Annotated in this window: 12 protein-coding genes; 7 read left to right on the top strand and 5 right to left on the bottom strand. The window is 61.0% G+C overall.

The features are described from left to right. Positions 1-29: 29 nt before the first annotated feature. Both H1B37_RS08605 and H1B37_RS08600 read left to right on the top strand, forming a co-directional pair. Positions 30-1,379, top strand: coding sequence for a DUF58 domain-containing protein (locus H1B37_RS08605; protein ID WP_182866222.1), 1,350 nt, complete (start codon positions 30-32; stop codon positions 1,377-1,379). Further along, a complete protein-coding gene (locus H1B37_RS08600) occupies positions 1,366-3,882 on the top strand; it encodes a transglutaminase TgpA family protein (RefSeq protein ID WP_182866221.1) in 2,517 nt (838 codons plus the stop codon). The genes H1B37_RS08605 and H1B37_RS08600 overlap by 14 nt, the downstream gene beginning before the upstream one ends. 162 nt (positions 3,883-4,044) lie before the next feature. Here the strand turns inward: H1B37_RS08600 and H1B37_RS08595 are convergent, their stop codons facing one another. Continuing rightward, positions 4,045-5,283, bottom strand: a complete 1,239-nt coding sequence (locus tag H1B37_RS08595) for a response regulator (RefSeq protein ID WP_182866220.1) — start codon at positions 5,281-5,283, stop codon at positions 4,045-4,047. 375 nt (positions 5,284-5,658) lie between these two features. On the opposite strand from H1B37_RS08595, the gene H1B37_RS08590 reads away from it, so the two are divergent. Next, the gene (locus H1B37_RS08590) at positions 5,659-6,123 is read left to right on the top strand and encodes a hypothetical protein (protein WP_182866219.1); all 465 of its coding nucleotides are present in this window, start codon (positions 5,659-5,661) and stop codon (positions 6,121-6,123) included. A gap of 35 nt (positions 6,124-6,158) precedes the next feature. Here H1B37_RS08590 and H1B37_RS08585 read toward each other — a convergent pair whose 3' ends face one another. Beyond that, the gene (locus tag H1B37_RS08585) at positions 6,159-7,151 is read right to left on the bottom strand and encodes a type II secretion system F family protein (protein ID WP_286177535.1); all 993 of its coding nucleotides are present in this window, start codon (positions 7,149-7,151) and stop codon (positions 6,159-6,161) included. Between the two features lie 248 nt (positions 7,152-7,399). Further along, complete coding sequence (locus H1B37_RS08580; RefSeq protein WP_182866217.1) at positions 7,400-7,675, bottom strand: hypothetical protein; 276 nt, start codon at positions 7,673-7,675, stop codon at positions 7,400-7,402. 161 nt (positions 7,676-7,836) lie between these two features. Between H1B37_RS08580 and H1B37_RS08575 the strand changes: the two genes are divergently transcribed. Further along, the gene (locus H1B37_RS08575; RefSeq protein ID WP_286177534.1) at positions 7,837-8,712 is read left to right on the top strand and encodes a sensor histidine kinase; all 876 of its coding nucleotides are present in this window, start codon (positions 7,837-7,839) and stop codon (positions 8,710-8,712) included. A 28-nt stretch (positions 8,713-8,740) separates the two neighbouring features. On the opposite strand, the gene H1B37_RS08570 is transcribed toward H1B37_RS08575, so the two are convergent. Beyond that, positions 8,741-11,971, bottom strand: coding sequence for a protein kinase domain-containing protein (locus H1B37_RS08570; RefSeq protein WP_182866216.1), 3,231 nt, complete (start codon positions 11,969-11,971; stop codon positions 8,741-8,743). 31 nt (positions 11,972-12,002) lie between these two features. Beyond that, complete coding sequence (locus H1B37_RS08565) at positions 12,003-13,328, bottom strand: DUF8689 domain-containing protein (protein WP_182866215.1); 1,326 nt, start codon at positions 13,326-13,328, stop codon at positions 12,003-12,005. Positions 13,329-13,820: 492 nt separating this feature from the next. Between H1B37_RS08565 and H1B37_RS08560 the strand changes: the two genes are divergently transcribed. The 3 genes from H1B37_RS08560 (at position 13,821) to H1B37_RS08550 (ending at position 18,082) form a co-directional block, all read left to right on the top strand. Then, on the top strand, positions 13,821-14,936 hold the full coding sequence (locus tag H1B37_RS08560) for an EAL domain-containing protein (RefSeq protein ID WP_182866214.1): 1,116 nt from the start codon (positions 13,821-13,823) through the stop codon (positions 14,934-14,936). A gap of 216 nt (positions 14,937-15,152) precedes the next feature. Continuing rightward, positions 15,153-16,754: a hypothetical protein gene (locus tag H1B37_RS08555; RefSeq protein WP_182866213.1), complete on the top strand. Its 1,602-nt coding sequence runs from the start codon at positions 15,153-15,155 to the stop codon at positions 16,752-16,754. 77 nt (positions 16,755-16,831) lie between these two features. Beyond that, positions 16,832-18,082, top strand: a complete 1,251-nt coding sequence (locus H1B37_RS08550) for a polysaccharide biosynthesis/export family protein (RefSeq protein WP_182866212.1) — start codon at positions 16,832-16,834, stop codon at positions 18,080-18,082. Positions 18,083-18,134: the final 52 nt, after the last annotated feature.

Genomic DNA, 18,134 nt, shown 5'->3' with positions numbered 1-18,134 from the left:
TTCGAAAAACCTTTGCTCCAACAGGCCTGATGGCGACAAATCGACCCCAACCGCTGTTTCGTTACCGCATCACGCGATTGGGGTTCCATGTGCTGTTCGTCGCATTGTTCGCGATGATCGGCGGGGCACTCCGCGGGTTCAACCTGCTATTGGTGCTGGCGGGATTGTTGGTCAGCGTGGTGCTGTTGCAGTGGCGCAGCGGACGGCATGTGATTTTCCGAGCCGGTCTTCGTCGCCATAAGGTCACCGGTGCGTTTGCCGGCACACCGACGACGGTACGCTATGACGTGCGAAATTCCGGGCGATGGAGCCCGCTGTGGTGCGTGCGGATCGAAGACCCGGTGATGGCCGCTGATGCCGGCGACACCGGTGCGGCGATGGGCCGACCGACGCGTGACGCGACGGGTCAAGCGACGAGACCGCTGGATGAGAAACATCCCGGCGGGGTGATCGCCACGCTGGTCGCCAGTCTGGGCCATGTCCCGCCGCGTCAGACGCGCAGCACGTCGGTCATCTGCCGGTTCAATCACCGTGGCCGTTATGCCTTGGGCCCCGTCGTCGCGTCCACGACCTTTCCATTCGGATTTATGAATTGCGAACGAATGGGACCGGAGACGACCGAGTCACTGTGGGTTTACCCGCGGTTGCTGACCCTGCGTCGCGGATGGACGGCGATGTTGCCACCGCGACGCGGCGGTGACGGTCACCGGTCCAGCGGCGGAAGCAACGATGACGGCGAGTTCTTTGGGTTGCGGCCCTGGCAGTCGGGGGATCATGTCAAGCACATTCACTGGCGAACGACGGCGCGGATCGGAGAGCCGGCGGTGAGGCAATTTGAACAACGCAACCGGCATCAACTGTGTTTCATCGTCGATGCGGTCACAAGCGATCGCACACGCGGCGGTGAAGAACGGGTCTTGGAGGCGGCCGCGACGATGCTCAACGAATTGGCGTCGACGACAAGTTCGATGGCGTTGTTGGTTGCCGATGCGTACGCCTTGGGTTCATCGAGTCACTGTGGCGTGCTGATGTCGGCCGGGGCGGACGTCACGTCGCTGTTGGAGCGTCTGGCGATCACAAAACCGGTCCGTCTGAATGAATTGCGGAACGATCCGCTGGCCCGAGCCGTTGCCCAGGAGGCGTCGCAGCTGAATTCCTATGATTTGGTCGTGGTCAGCGGGCGGCGATTCAGCGATGTGACACAGCGCCGATCCGCCGCCCCGGCCCTGGACAAGGCACTGTCGGTGTGGCGTTATTTCGATCAACGCTCACGGTTGGCTTGGATCGATGTGCACTCGCCGGCGGTCGGGCGTTACTTGTCGATCGACGGTGACGTGCCGCGCAGCGTCAGCGGGGAGGCGGCAAATGTCGATGGCTAGTGGTGACGGCACGGAGTTGCCCGCGTCCATCCGCCGCGAGTTGCTTGCGGTGCCGACCGTGCGGACGCGTTTGGCGTTTCAGTTTGCGTTGCTGTCGGCCGCCGGCGGATTGGTGCTGACCAGCGGCCAAGGCACCGACAGCATCGCGTTGTTGGCCGTGTTCGCGGCCATCGTCGGATTCGTCTTCGTCGATTGGTTGCGGGTGTTTGAATTGCCGCCGATCGGAGCCTACTTGGCCATGGCCGGTGCGGCGGTGTATTGCGTTCAAGATTTTTGGGGGCTGCAGCAGCGTGGGGAACCGCAGATGGTGTCCGTCGCGCTGTTGTTGGTGTTGGTTCAAGGCGTATTGATGATGCAGCGCAAGTCGCGGCGGATTCTGGAACAGTTGGCGGTGTTTTGTTTGTTGGAATTGGTCGTCGCGGCGATTTTTAACGACGCGATCGGCTTCGGGTTGTGGATGATTCCGATCGCCGTTGTCGGCGGAAGCGCGCTCAGCTTGTTGGGGCTGGTGACGTTGATGGAAAGCATCGATGTGACGTTGGACCACCCGGTCGCCCCGCCGCCAAAAACGCGGCTGGGGCGTTTGATCCGGTTCGTGATCGGAGTGAGGGAGGACACCCCGCCACGCAACGAACTTGTGGCGACGTCATCACCGGAGTCGGTGATCTCGATTCATTGGGCGGCCGGGCCGTGGTCACGTTACGCCCTGGTCGTATTGTCACCGGCGGTGTTTTTGATCGCAGCGGCGTTTTTCTTTGTCCTGCCCAGACGCGTCCAACCGTCCCGATCGGCCCTCGGCGGTCCCGCGATGGTCGGCTTTGATGACGAAATCCGGATGGAACAACTCGGCCAGGTGATGCAGAACTCTGATCCGGCGGTGAGGGTCAAGTTGACCGACCAGACGACCGGCCAGCCTTATTTGATCAACGACAGTTTGTATCTGCGTGGAAAAGTGCTGGAAACGTACCAGGTGGATTATTCCTCGAACCGTCCGATCGCAAAGTGGGTGTCGACCGACCAGGGTTCGATCAGCCGGCGCGGTCGGATTCCCCCGCCGTATCGCTCCGGTAAGCCATCCGAACGGGGCCCCTTTGATCGCGTCCACGCCAAAGTCACCTGCGAAGCGATGAGTCGACCGGCGCTGTTTGCCATCGCGCCGTTTCATCAGGTTGGTGAATCGCTGGACGTCGTCCATGCGATCGACCGTTGGACGCTCGCCCGCGAGGCCTCCGAGCCGCCGTTTCCGCGATTGACCTACGAATTCGGCACCTATGCGTTTCGTGACGGCGTGCAGACGCGATGGATCGCGCGGGCGAGTGAAGCGGAACGAATGATCACGCCGTACGAGTTGACTTGGCAGCGCCGCTTCGGACGCCGGACGCAACGACCGCGACAGGACTACGTCAGCGATTTGTTGCGCATCGATCGTGACAGTGTGCCGACGGCGACCCGATTGGCCGCTCAAATTCTGGACGATTCCTCCGTCGCGGACAGCAACCTTTTTCGTGCCGCGGTGGCGATGGAGCAGTTTTTGAGAACCGACCCCGCGTTTTCCTACACCTTGAACCTGAATGCCACACCGATCCCCGATGTCGATCCGGTCGAACAGTTTCTGTCGGTCGATCGTCGCGGGCATTGCCAATACTTCGCTTCGGCACTCGCATTGATGCTGCGAAGCGTCGGCATCCCCTGCCGCGTGGTCGTGGGCTATCGAACCGAAGAATACAACACGATCGGCAAGTATTACATCGCCCGGCAATTGCACGCCCATGCGTGGGTCGAAGCGTTGATCGAGCGAGACCAGATTCCGCCCGACGCCGATCTGGGCGGGCAGCGCGAGTCGGATCGCTACTGGATGCGACTGGATCCGACGCCTGCCGAAAGTGCACTCGATGATGGCAACCCGGAGGGCGTCGATGGGCTGTTGAATCTGGCCAACAATGTTTGGGAAGACTATGTCGTCGAGATGGATGCGGAGCGTCAGAGCGACGACCTGGTGCAAGTGACCGGTTTGCGCGAGGTGCAAAGTTCGTATCAACGGATGTGGAATTCCCTGCGGGGCACGCTCTCGCAGATCCGTGACGGCCGCGTGGTGGCCGACGATGTTCCGTTGCCGATGCGATCGATCGGACGCTTGTTGCTCGGCGTCGCGGCGGCGATCGTCGCCATCGCATTGCTGATGCGATTGATGCGTTTGCGTTTTCGCCTGCCACGACGCGCCCGGTCGCCAGGCGATGCGCTGGTGGGACAGCCACAATTGCCGTTTTACGCCGAAACGTTGAATCAACTTGGACGCGTCGGAGTCATACGCCGGGCGGATGAGACCCCGTACGAATTATTGCAGCGTGTGGGCCCACGGTTCCCGCAGTTGCGATTGCTGACCGATGCCTTCCAACGCTGCCGATACGGACAAAGCGAGATCGGCCACGAGCGGCATCTGCAGGACGCACTGACGGAGTTGACGGCGGATGTCGAAGCGCAGATTCAAGCCCGAAACGGCTGATTCAATCAACAAGCCGTTGACGAGTTCCGCTTCACGATTGATTCAATCGATCCGATTCGTGCCACGACGCCGGTGGCGAATTTTCAACACGGGCCCTCTCTGGCGTTTGCTTGCTGCGCAAACGCCGTCTCTCCCAGAGAGAGAGAATCTAATTGGGGAGCCTTACAGGCTGACGTCTTGCGGCAGCGGTGCTTTGGAATTGGCGTTGTTCCGCTTGGTCACGCCGGAACAAAGGTTGTGCCAGGTTTCCAGTTTTTCGCCGCAGACGACCATCTCGAAATAGCGGACGAGTTCCTCGTCGGGCGAGGGCAGCGGCAGGTGGCTGCCGCAACGGCTGAGATAGTTCGATGCGACCACGGCGGTCAGTGGGGAGAACGAAATCTCGAACGCCTTGGTCGGCGTGTGATGCAGGGCGACGATTTCGATGATCGTCTGGGGCAGCCCCCAGACGCTTAGCAGATAGGCCCCGATGGCGGCGTGGTCGGCGCCGAAGACCTGACGCTCGGCCTGCCACAAGGGGATGTCGTCGATTTCGGCTTTCAGTGCCGCCTGGGCACAGGTTTTGGGGTCGATCGAATGCAGGACCAGTTTGCCGATGTCGTGCAGCGTGGCCGCGGTGATGGCGTCTTCGACCGCTTGCGAATCAAGCCGTTCATGTTGGCCGATCAGCTTGGTCATCCGGGAAACGCGCAAGCAGTGTTGCATCAAGACTTCGGCGGAGAACCCGTTGACGCCCAACGCTTCGAATTCTTGGAAGATACCGATCGCCAGGACGAGTGACTTGAGCGTCGAAGCGCCCAGCAACGAAACGGCTTTGACCGGATCGGAAATATGGTGACTCAAACAAAAGATCGCCGAGTTGACCAGCTGCAAAACCTTTGCCGTCATCACGGCGTCTTTGGCGACGATCTTGCCGATCGAGGAGATCGATGCGTCTTCGTTGCGGAGTTCGGCGGTCAGCTCTCGATACACCGACGGAACACTCGGCAGCCGGGATAGCCCGCCGACCAAACGCTGCAACGAATCGGAAACCAGCACATCTCGAAGCGAGCAGGCGCGGTCGATCGTCGTTCGCAGCTCGGTCGCGTCGCAGGGTTTGGGCAGAAACTGGTGCATCGACACGATCGATCGCAGCACCGCATCGCGATCGGACGGTTTTGACAACACGATCCGAACCATGTTGGGATGCTTCTTGCTGACATAGTTCAGCAACGCGGCGCCGTCCATGCCCGGCATTCGCATGTCGGTGACGACGGCATCAAATTTCGATGCGGCCATCATCGCGATCGCCTCTTCGCCGCTGGTCGCGAAATCGCATTCCCAATCGACATCTTCCGCGATCAGCTGGCGCTCCAGCTGACGCAACGCTTGCGGTTCATCATCGACGAATAAGACGGTCACCCTGCCGGCTCCTGGTAATGCGAATCGACGCGATCCGCAACGTATCGGGTACACAGAAGCCCCCCTTGACGATTCATCAGGCGACCTTCTCCTCATGGGAACGCTAACACGCGGTTCACAGCGGACGGGAGAAAGCCAATTGGTTGAGGGAATTCCCTCCGGGCTGGCGTGTCCGTTGTCGCCAACGTGCGTCAATGCACACCGACCGCGGAATTTGGCTGAAATCCGAATCGGGCAGCCGGTTGCCGTTTTCCGTGTCCAGGGATTCTGCTACTGAGAAAACGTTGCGGACGATCGTCACGGGGCAATCCGATCCGTGACGACCGCGACCGACGCAATGTTTTGATCCGATCCGCTTCCGCACCAGGTTTCCCAATGAGATTCAAACTCGTCCTGCTCGGTGTCCTGGTGACCTTGCCGGTCACCGTGATCACTTGGGCCGATCCGGTCGTCCAACCGATCGAGCAATCCGAGGGCATGCTGATGCGTTCGAAATTAAAACGTTCCCAACATGTCCTGGAAGGTCTGCTCCGCAAAGACTTTCGCGCGATCGCGCGGGGTGCGAAAGAGATGAGGTTGATCAGCGAAGCCGCCGAGTGGCCGCGGGCGCGGGACACGGTGTACGAGCATTTTAGCGCCGAGTTTCGCCGCCAATGCAATCAGCTCGAAGAGCTGGCCGAGCAACAGAACCACCAGGGCGCGACGTTCACGTACTTGCACATGACCAACCTGTGCATCCAATGCCACGACTATGTGCGCGATTCGCTGCGGGTGGCCGAACCGCGGGGCCGCAGCGGCATCCAGTTGATCCCCTCGGAATGGCCCGAAGGCAGCGGCTGATCGAAGCTGAGTGGTTGACCCCACGCACTGATTGATCAGTTCAATCCCGCCGCCTCGTTGATCGCTCCCAGGTAGACCGACGCCATCCGGAAGATAAAGAAGATCAGGGTGCCGGCGACGGCCATCCAAATGATTCCCGTGGCGACGCCCGAGAGGGTCCGCATCGCCATCTTGGCGCGTTCTTCGTACTCCACCGCCAAGTGATCGATCGACTCGCTCTCGGTTCCCGACATCTCGGCCACTTCGACCAGATGCAGAAAGGGTTCGGGAAACAGATCGGTCGAGCGCAGTCCACCGGCCAGCGTGTCGCCTCGGTCGCGGATCGCCGACTCGAACAATTCCCCGCCGCCGCGGTAGTAATCGCTGTCGGTGCTGTCCAGGCTGAGTTTCACGCTGCGGATCGGATCCAAACCTGCGCCCAGTGCCAGCGACAACGTCCGCGTGAATCGGGACAGCGTGATCGTTTGCAGCGACGGACCCAACTTGGGAACCATGTACAACAGCGGCACCAGGTTCTGGACTCCGCCCAGGTTTCTTTGATAGGCGTAATACAAGGACCACAGGATCGCGGCGACACAGGCGATGTAGCCCCAGAAAATCAACACGCCTTTGCCGCCACGGAGCCCGAATCCCAAGATGTCGGCCATCTGGCCGCCGGTCGAGGGCGTCAGGATGCCCATCAGGTAGATCACGATCGAAATCACGCCCAGCCCGAGTCCCAGCTGAATGACCGGCCAAGCGATCGAGGTCAGGAACAGACGCCGCAGAGCCACCTGTTGATCAAAGTGATCGGCCAGCGTGTTGAAGGTGCGTTCCAGCTTGCCCGTGCTCTCGCCGACACGCGTCAACGAAACCATCAGCCGGGGGAAATAGGCGGCGCGCTGCTTCATCGCGTCGCTGATCTGGAACCCGGCTTCGACGCTCTCCAAGACGTGTGAAACCGCCTCACGCTGTCGCGGCGGGCCGTATTTGGTTTCGGCCTTGAGCAATCGCAGCAGGTCCGCACCGGCGCGCAGACCGATGCCCATTCGCCGACAGAACCCGGCTGCCGCCGCTATTCCCATTCGCCTGAACAACATTCGCCTTGCCTGAACGATTCACAATGAATGGACAGGCTGGAAGCCTCTCCCACGATGACAGGCTGGAAGCCTCTCCCACGATGACAGGCTGGAAGCCTCTCCCACGATGACAGGCTGGAAGCCTCTCCCACGATGACAGGCTGGAAGCCTCTCCCACGATGACAGGCTGGAAGCCTATCCCACTGTGGGATTCGTCGCTAGGCCGCGATTCGGCCTTCGCTGCGTTGCTGGCGTTGGTTGCAGTAGGACGCCACGATCTGGTCGATCTGGTCCAGTTGTTCGCTCGCCGACGCGGCCAGGTCGAGAAACAGGATCTTTTTGGATCCGATCTGACACCAGCCGGGCAGCTGGTCGTCCAGCACCACCTTGCGGACTTCAAATCCCATTTCTTTGGCGGTTCCGACCGCTTGGGCCAGTCTTTGGACGATGTTGGGAGGGTCTGTCGTGGCAGACGGGGGGGAGTGTTTCGGCATGGTCGGCGTCTCTTGCTCCGGAAACTTTTCCGATTGTGAGGGCCGTCACCAGCACTGGCAAGCTTTGCCTGCGGCCCGGGACTGGGTGTAGCAAATCGCCGCTCGACGACGATAGATCAAAGCAGTCTCGATGCAATTGCCAGCCAACCCACCCGGGGATCATGAACGCACCCAACGCAATGCCAACGCCGGCCGCCACGGCAAATCCCTCGACAAACGGAAACAACGACTCCCCCGCCACGCTGGCCGGCGGTGCGCCGAGCAACGTCCCGTCCGCCGCCCCGTTGAGCTCCGCCGCCCCGTTGAGTGACGAGCAGCAGTACATCCAGCACCTGAAGGCGCACCTGCGACAGTCGCAATCGATGGCCGCGTTGGGCGAATTGACCAGCACGGCGACGCATGAATTCAATAACGTCTTGATGACGATCATCAATTACGCCCGGTTGGGAATCCGCAACCGCGACGACGAATCGCGCGACAAGGCGCTCGGCAAAATCCTGGATGCCGCCGAGCGTGCGTCGAAAATCACCGGCACGATTCTGGCCCAGGCGCGGAACCGCAGCGAGTCGTTCGAACCGACCGATCTGGGCGCGATCATTCTGGACACGCTGGTCCTGTTGGAACGCGAGATGCACAAGTACCGCGTGTCGGTCACGACCGAGATTCAGCCGGACGTGGCCAAGGCGATCGCCAGTGGAAACCAGATTCAACGTGTGCTGTTGAATCTGTTGATCAATGCCCGGCAAGCGATCGGCGAAGGCGGCGAGTTGTTGATCCGGTTGGCCAACAGCGATGACCAGCAATCGGTGGAATTGGTCGTCCGTGACAGCGGGGCCGGGATTCCCGCGGCCACGCTGCCGCAGATCTTTGATCCGTTCTTTTCGACCAAAAACGGCCCCGACGAATCGGGCAAGGGAGGCACGGGGTTGGGGCTGGCCGCCTGTAAGGAAATCATCGACGCACACCGCGGCAAGATCCGCGTCGAAAGCACCGTCGGCGTCGGCACGGCGTTCACGATTCGTCTGCCCAGGGCTTAGTCCGCACTGGGCTTAGTCCGCAGCGAGCTCAGCTCCAATCGATATCGCAGCGGGTGATCAGGCGATCGCTGATCCGGCCGTCGTCGCCGGTCAGTGCATCGAGCCACGACAGCACATTGTCAAGCTCGATGTCCTGGGCTTCGTGAACCAGCATGGGCATTGAAGCCTTGGCATGGATGGTGGTCAGCGACGACATCTCGTCCTTGGGCAACTGCGACAACAGGGTGCGTTGTTCAGTCTTGTCGCGGCAGACGAGATAAACGCGTTGTTTGCCGCCACATTCCAGCAGCGGGGGCCGGACGGCTTCGAAGGCGGATTCGGCGGTCAGACTGGGCACGGCATCGGGCGTCGACCAGGTGTGGGTCTGGGTCATCGCGACCGGATCGGTTGGGGGATTGAAACAGGTCGTCTTGCCGATCTGCAGTTCGTCGGTCGTCGCGGTGGAGGCGGTGTTGGGATCGCCGCCCTGCGAGCCTCGGGCATCGTGGGTGGTCGCGTCGCCGGACGCTGAATCGTCGGCGGCACTGATCCCCTGGCGGATCAGCCCGGCGGCCGCGACGGACAGTTCATTGACGACGAATTCGGTCGTCATCATCGCCGGCGATTGGATCACGCGGAACAACTGGCCGACCACATTGGCACGCTGCAATTTGTCGATGATGTCGGGCAAGCCGCTGCGGATCTCGGGGGCGAGCGTGGACCAGTGATCGACGGCTTGGCGGTCATCCTCGGCGAGGTTGGTGATCGCTTGAGCCAGCCGGGCGGAGGCGTCAACATAGGATTCGGCCATCTCGGCCAGGTTGTCGGTCAACGTCGCCGCGACCGATGCGGCGGCGCGACAGGCGATGATCTCGACCAATTGCTCCCCGATGCCGCAGGCGTTTCGCAGTGCGGCCATCGGTCCGCGGGAGGAGTCGGCGTTTTGTTCGCAAGATGCGGCGCTGTCGTCGGCGATCCGTCGGAATTCGTCCTCGGAACGCTGCAGCAGGGTCTGTTGCAGTTGCGTCATCTGTTGACGAATCTCGCCGACTCCGGTGATTGTCGATGAAAGGTCCAGTTTTCCGTCTTGGAGACGGGAATGGATTTCACGCTCGATCTGATGAATGATTTGTCCTGCCAGCACCTCGGTTTGATCCAGGTCGATCACCCCGGTCAGCCATTTGACCAGATGGGATCGGACGGCGGCGGGATTTTGCAGCAGGGCCGGGTCCAGGTTACCGAGCCGTTCCATCAACTTGCCGCGGCGGTCTTGTCGATTGTTTCCAAACCACTGCACGGTTTGGCCGCACAACGCGTCACTGTCCAATCGGCAGCGACGGCGGATGCGTCCAGAGAATTCTTTGGCAGCGGCTTTGGAATCACGCGGGTTTCCCAGCCAGCGGAGCAGCAGCAGCTTGACCGCGTGGGGCGCCAGCAAGTTGGGTTGGCGGTCTTCCGGATCGCCGATCTGGGCCACACTCATGGTCCGAATGACACTCGGCCCGGTCGACGCGTCGTCGTCTTCGTGGCGTCCTTTGGCGAACCACTCACCGCACACGGTGGCGTCGGCCCAGAGGTAGTCGATGACCGAGTGCAGCGGCGGCGGGGCGCCGGGACGATCGGATTGGGCGATGACGTACGTGTTGTGCAGCGGTGTCCGGGCGGCGGGAACACTGGGCCAGCCGGCACCGGCGTCGCCGGGATAACTGTTGCCGGGCATCAGAAAGTGGGCCAGTTCTTTGATCGCGGATTTGGTCGCGTGCAGAGCCAGCGGACGCGACGGATCGCCTTGAAACCGATTGGTCGTCAAGAACGATAGGATCGGTTCGTTTTCCATTGCGGATTCGTCCAGCAGGTGTCGCAGCAGGTAGACGATGTCCAGGTACATTCCGCTACCGGTTCCGCCGGTCAAGGATCCGACGACATAGATTTTCGGCGGTGCGTTGTCGCTTTTGGCGGCGTTCAATGCTTCCACCGCCTCACGCAGCGTCTGCATCACCTGTTCGCCGTGGTCGACCAGGGCCAGTCGTCCCAGCGGCCGCATGCCGCCGGTCTGGCCGTTTCGTGGCACGTTGTAAATCCAACGCCGCGAGATGGTCTTCAATCGCCCGGTTCCGCTATTGCGGTATTCGCTGGGGGTACGCAGGCGAGCTTCGACGACCCGGCAACGCGGCACGACGTCGGTGCTGTCGACCATCAACGCGGTCTGCGTCGTCATCGGATTGGTGTCGATCAACACGCTGTGCAAAACGACCGGCGACCCGGCACCAAAGTCATAGATTCGCGACCGCAACGCGCTCAGGCAGTCCGCCCCGGTGCCACCGAGGGCGACGACCAGGGCTTGGGTTTGATGAGTTTCATGGGACGTGCCCAGGCTGTCTTCCAGCTGCGGCAGGTTCTCGACCGGGCGTGCCGCCTTTTGCGGCGTCGTCCCGTCACGCTGACCGACTTCGCTAACGGTGGCGTGGGGGCGAACGAGTTTTTCGACGAATTCGGTGCAGCTGGCAAACCGCCGCTCCGGCGACTTTTCCAACGCCCGAGCAACGCAGGGGCGATCGCTGGCCGGCAACGGTTTCAAATTGGGCGCGTTGTGAACGTGCTGGGTGGCCAGCTGGGCGATCGTCCGCCCGCTAAAGGGACGCGTGCTGGTCAAAAGTTCCTGGTACATCACGGCCAGACTGTATTGATCGCTGTGCATGCTCGGCCGTCCGTCAAAGACTTCCGGCGGCGCATAGATGGGCGTCAGCCCGCCGACCATGCTGCATTCGATGTCACCGAGATCTTTCAGCAATCCGAAGTCGGCGACTTTGACCCGGCCGCCAACGATCAACAGGTTTCCCGGTTTGATGTCCAGGTGCTGAAGTTTGTAGAGTTGGTGCAGGTAATCCAGTGCGTCGGCGGCATCCTTCATGTACCCCAACAACATGTCGCGGGGGATGCCACAGGAGCCGCGCGCCTGGTGTTGCTTGTAGACGTCTTCCAGGGATCCGTCGGCCAACTCGGTCACGATGACCAATTGGTTTTCGATCAGTTCGAACCGCTCGAGCGTCAAGATAAACGGGTGCTGGACCGCTTTGATCCGTTCGAGCGATTTCAGCTCCTGTTCGGCGCGTCGCTCGTCTTGCTGTCCGAAGACGAATTTGACGGCTTTCTTCAGCCCGCCGGGCGCGGTCGCACGCCAGACTTCGCCGTACCCGCCGCGTCCGATCCGTTTTTCCAGGACGTAACCTTCGATCGGTTCGTAACCGGGTTGAATCCGTTTGGTTTTGACTGTCGTCATCTTCCGTTGCTCTCGGTGACTCAAGTGGACGCTACAGGTCGCTGAAGTAGCTTCGGCAGGCGCGCTCCAGGTATTCCGGGCGAATGCCCAAGGGCAGTTGTCGGTAGCGGCAAAAGGCTTCGATCTGTTTCAATAGATCGCGCGGGTGACAACGCCGTGGTTTGCGTGCTTTGTTCTGGTAGTACGACAGCATGTATTCGGCCGCTTCGGGCGTTTCGGGAAACCCCATCTGACGCGAGACCGTCTTCATCAGTTGCCGGTATTCGTCCGGCCCCGGATCACCGACAAAGATCTTGTAGGGAACCCGTCTCAGAAAGGCTTCGTCGACCAGGTCGCCCGGATCCAGGTTGGTCGAAAAGATCAACAGCTGCTCGAACGGCAACTGGATTTTTTTGCCGGTGGGCAACGTCAGGAAATCGCAACGATTCTCCAGCGGAACGATCCAGCGGTTGAGCAATTCTTCGGGGGCGATCCGTTGACGACCGAAGTCATCGATCAACAGACAGCCGCAATTGCTTTTCATCTGCAACGGCGCTTCGCAGATGTTGCTGCGCGGGTCGTGTCGCACCTCCAGGTTTTCCATCACCAGTTCGCCGCCGACCATCACCGTCGGGCGTTGGATGCGAAGCCAACGACGATCCCATTCCTGGGCCTTTAGGATTTGCGCGGCCGTTTCCGGGACCGGGGCGGGGCGGTGAAAGGCGTCATCTTGCAATTTGATCAGGTTGCCGTCATCGAGAATCGCGTGCGGAATCCAAATCTCTTGGCCCAGACACTGCGTCAGACAGCGGGCGATCGTCGTCTTTCCGTTGCCCGGTTCGCCGAACAGAAACAGTCCGGTGTTGCTGTTGATCGCCGGTCCGAGGAAGTCCAACAGGTCCTGTTGATAGGAGATGTCCGTGAGCGCCTGACGCAGCTGGTCTTGCGTGACCGGATCCAGCCCCGCCGATTGGGCTTCGACGCTGAGCACATAATCCGACAGCGGCACCGGCGCCGGGCCGACGTAGCTGCACTGCTTCATCTGGTTGCCGGCGCGGGTCTGGCCGAGTTCGGTCAACGAGTAGTAGTAATCGTTGAACGGAGCGGGACGCACATGCGCGATCAGCTTGCGGGTCCGCATCGAATCGAGCAACGGATCGGTCACTTTAAAGGGCAGACCGATGAATTCGGACAGGCTGCGGCCGCTGATGGTGCCGGTGCTCAGCACAGACTTGAGAATCAGGCCTTCGACAAACGAATCGCTGAGCCCGGTCTCGGAAAGCGATTGGGTCTCGGCCGGCCAAAACGTATCGTCGGTCAGCAAGCTGCCTAGCAGGCCTGAATCAACAGCATGGGTCTCATGGATTGCGGCGTTCATACCGAATGTGCGGATGGAGTGTGGTGAGTGTGATGCGAAATTGCGTGGGGGTGCATCGGCGTCTGTCAGGAATCTGCCACCGGGGGGATCGCGGGGCGTTTCCTAAACGACAGTTGAATGAAAACTAGCTCACCAATAACCCGCGTCAGGTGCGAAACGAGGGGCGGAAACGAATGACACGGGCTGAAGCGTTGGCGTACAGGCTCTTGCAGCCACTATCGCTGCGATGCAGCGACCGGGAATCGCCTAACGGCTCGACACCAACACTGCTGCCCCTGTTCGCGATTTCGCCCCCGCCGCAGCCCCGGGGATTGCCTCCCTCCAAAGAATTCTGCCGCCGAACAAGAATTCTGCCGCCGAACAACGGGGGGGGACGAAAACGCGACCTACAATTTTGCTGAAACCGATGTCTCTCGGGTGATCACCGTTCATCGGCAGACCGGCCCGTCACGCCCCACTTTCATCCGAAGCCCTCATCCGCCCATTACCCCCATGACCTCGCTCGACACTTCCGCACTCGACCGACTCTGCCACAGCACCGTGGTTGGAAGCGACGTTTGGTTCTTGTCCGGGGCTCTTGAACCACGTGACAATCTGCGTCACCTGCCGATCGACGAGCCGGAGTTCACGATCGGTCGAAAACCGGGATCGTCGCTGAAGTTAAATTTCAAAACCGTCAGTGGACGACACGCCATCCTGTCGCCCCACGATGGCAAACTGCGGCTGACCGATCTGAACAGCACCAACGGGACATATGTCAATGGCGAACGGATTCAAGGTGAAGTCACGGTCGACGAAGAAGACCTGATTCACTTCGCCGAGGCGCCCTTTCGAGTGCTCCGACAATCCCCGACCGGACAATCCGCCGGAACGATCGCACGCAACGTCTGTGATGAAGCGTTGGCGCTGGTGCAGTTCGATCGAATGATGAGCGAAAAACTGGTGCGACCGCACTTTCAAGTCATCGTCGAAGTCGAAAGCCGAAACGTCGTCGGCCACGAAATCCTGGGCCGCGGCAGCGTGTTCGGACTCGAATCGGTCGCGGCCATGTTTCACGCCGCCAGCCAGCTGAATCTGGAAGTCGAACTCAGCCAATTATTGCGATGGGAAGGCGTTCGCGTCGGACGCGACCTGCCCGCCCGACCCAATCTGTTCGTCAACACCCACCCCAAGGAAATGGAGGATGCCGGCAAGCTGATCGATTCGCTGGTCAAGGTGCGGCAGATGTCGGGCAACACCGACTTGGTGTTGGAGATCCACGAGGCCAGTGTCACCAATCGTCAGGTCATGCGAGAACTTTCTGCGGCCGTCAAGGATCTGGGGATCGAATTAGCGTTCGATGACTTCGGTTCCGGTCAGGCCCGGCTGGCAGAACTGATCGAAGCACGCCCGGATTACGTCAAATTCGATATCTCGTTGATCCACGCCATCGATCACGCCGACGAACCCCGCCATCGGATGCTCGAAACGCTCGTGCAAATGGTCCGCGATCTGGAGATCAAGGCGTTGGCCGAAGGCATCGAGACGTCCAGCGAGGCGGATGCCTGTCAAGCGATCGGCTTCGACCTCGCGCAAGGCTATTTCTACGGCCGCCCGACGCCACTTTAGCGCAACCTAGCTTTGCTGGCATTTCTTCTCTTTGGCGAATCTTTGCCGGTTGTAACAGTTCATCCGTCTACAACCGCCGACGACACCCTGGAAACGCCGAAAGGACAGGGATCATCGTTGCAACCTGTCCGATCATCACTACGGCAATCAACCTCATGACGGATGGAATCGTCCCACGTTGACGCCCGACTCGGACGGCACGGACACGGAAGACCAATGAACCCAATCAAGCGGAAACGGATGACGCGACGCAATCGACAACGCGCAATGCTGATGGGCATCGGACTCTCGGCCGTCGCAGCGACGGCCGATGCGGGGACGCACGGTAATCCGTATTTCTTGTCCGGCGATTCATCGACAGCCGTCGCGGTCGCCGGCAATACCACCGCTGTGGCCCTGCCGAGCGGGCGCGGCCCGGTTTCGGCACCGGTTTCGGCACCGGTTTCGGCACCGGTTTCGGCACCGGTTTCGGCCCCACGTCGTCTCCCCCCGGTGAACTCCGCGGCGGTACCGGAATCCGAGCCTGAACTGCCAGCGGCGACGACGACGGCCAAGCCACAACACGCGATCCCGGCCACCGCGACGCTTCCGCAAGTGCCGGTCCACGATGCCGAATCGTCGCGTTGGTTACAGTCGATCACGCCGGAATCTTGCCAGGACCGCGCGGCACGCCATCTGGACGATGCCTACCGCGAATACTCCGTCGGGGCCTGGTCGTCGGCGGAATCATCGGCTTGGACGGCATTGGAATTAACCGCGACGGGGATCGACATCACCGATTCACAAAACGCCCCGCCGGGACAACCGATCACGGCGGTCGCGGACATGCGTGTCGCTCGGACGGCGATCGCTGAAGCCAGGGATTTTGTGGCGTCGGGGGCGGCGGTCGATGCCGAGATGATTGCTGCGATCGCGTCCTCGCATCAAACGCCCGCGGCGGCCGGGATGCCCCCGAACCGATTGACACCGACCCAGCTAGCCGATCGCTACTTGGATTTTGCACGCGTGAAACTGGCACCGTTGGCAGCCCGCCAGGTGCAAGCCGCCCAAGCGATGGACTTGATCGCCGCGATCCAACTGGGACGCAACGAAACGAATTGGTTGCCCGAAGAAACTTCGCTTTGTCTCCGTCGTGCCGCGCTCCAGGGCCAACCTTCCAACGCCAGTTTGGCGACGCGGCTGGGCATGCAGCTGGCCGACATGGGGCTCGACGCCGAAGCACAGTGGACACTGCGTCATGCGATGACACTGGCACCGTCCGCAGAACTCGCATCAACACTCGACGCCGTGATGGCGCGTGGGAACACTGCCGTCGGCGGCGTTTCGACCGACCAACGGAACGACCAGCCGAGCAGCCCGCCCGGCGCGCCGGTTGTCGCCGAGCAACGTCTGCCCCAGGTGATCGAACTGTCGCCGGCGCAGTTCGCATCGATCTCTCCGGCGGTCAACACACTGGTCCGTCCCGCGGCGGACGTTCCGGTCCAGCGTCAACCTGCGGCGGTCCAAGCGGGGGTGCCGGTCGAGACGGAGCCAGAAACGAGTAAAAAGAAAGCATCGCGATTCATCCCGGCGTCGCTGGCCGGGTTTCGGCTGCCGTTGATCGGGGCGAAACCCGATCCGTCCGAAGATCCGGCGATGGATCCCCGGCGCATTGAATCCACGGTTGATCCGGCCTTTTCGGCCGATGAATTCCAACCTTACGACGCATCGACCGCTGTCCCGAATGCTGTCCCGAATGCTGTCCCGAATGCTGCTTCACCCGATCAACAGGGCTCTGCGATGAAACGGTTCCTCGGCAAATTCCCCAAGTTGTGGTAACGCGACGTCGCCACCGGAACGCCCGCAGCGGTCCGATCGACCACGCTCAACGTCATTCGTGTAAGCAAGATTTTGCCATGCAGTCTCATTCATCCTCTCGCCTGAACCTCGCCTCGGCGTGGATCGTCGCCGTTGCGATGGTCGGTTGCGTGTTCGCTTGCTCGATCGCTTCGGCCCAAGATTCCGTTACACGGTCGCACAGTGTCTCGGCGGCCCGTGCCCCGGCAGCCGCGGGTGTCCGGATGCCGGAGACCGATTGTGGCTGTCGAAACGTCCCGGGGGGCTATCCGTGCAAAGGCGGATGTCCCAAGTGCATGATGGCGGTCGATTGTCGGGATCATTGCGGAGCGGAAGGGCGTTGGCGTGACATGCATCCGATGCCGTTTGACGCCTATGGCCCCGGTGGCTACGCCGGTCCGTCGCGGTACGCGCATTTGGGCGAGTATCGACTGCGGCCCGGCGATCAGTTGCAAGTCATTTACTTGATCACCCGTCGTCAAGATCAAGGCGACTATCGGTTGGCCCCCGGTGACGAAGTGCTGATCGAATCGGTGGCGGATGTAGATCTGCAACGAGGCACGCTCGACCGCGGTTTGGAGATTCAACCCGATGGGACGATCACGGTTCGACTGTTGGGGCAAGTCCACGCGGCGGGACTTTCGATCAGCCAGCTCCGCGACGTGTTGGAACAAAAGTACAAGAAACTGTATGACGAACCGTCGATTGACGTGACACCGGTTCGGACCAACCGTTTGGCCGAAGACATTCGCAACGCGGTCGGCGGTCAGAGCGGATTGCAACAACAGGCGCTCACTGTCACGGTGATGCCCGACGGCAAGATTCGGTTGCCGGGAATCGGCGGCTTGTGCGTCCAGGGGTTCTCGCTTCCGGAATTAAAGAAAGAGATCAACTTGCGCTATCGCGAGTTGGTCGTCGGGCTGGAGGCCGAACCGATCCTGACCCAGCAAGCGAATCATTTCGTTTACGTGCTCGGTGAAGTCGCAACGCCGAATCGCATTCAGTTGGAAGGACCGACCACGGTGCTGGGCGCGATCGCTCAAGCCGGTGGTCATCTGCCGGGCGGTAACATGCGGCAAGTCGTCGTGTTGCGGCGAGCCGAGGACTGGCGACTGGTGTCCACGATGCTGGACTTGCAGGGAGCGGTGCTGGGCAAACGGCCGACGCCGGCCGACGAGATCTGGCTGCGTGACAGCGACGTGGTGATCGTGCCCCAACGCCCGATCGTGCGTTTGGACAATTGGATCGAACAGATCTTCACCCGCGGCATCTACGCCGCAATCCCGCCGCTGAATATCGAAGTGCGGTAGGGATGACGTGTGGATAATGAACTGACGACAGCTCCCTTCTCCCCCGGCTTTG

Origin of the sequence: Stieleria mannarensis, from assembly GCF_014154935.1 — a bacterium.
Taxonomy (GTDB): domain Bacteria; phylum Planctomycetota; class Planctomycetia; order Pirellulales; family Pirellulaceae; genus Stieleria; species Stieleria mannarensis.
This window is presented reverse-complemented; position numbering and strand designations above follow the sequence as displayed.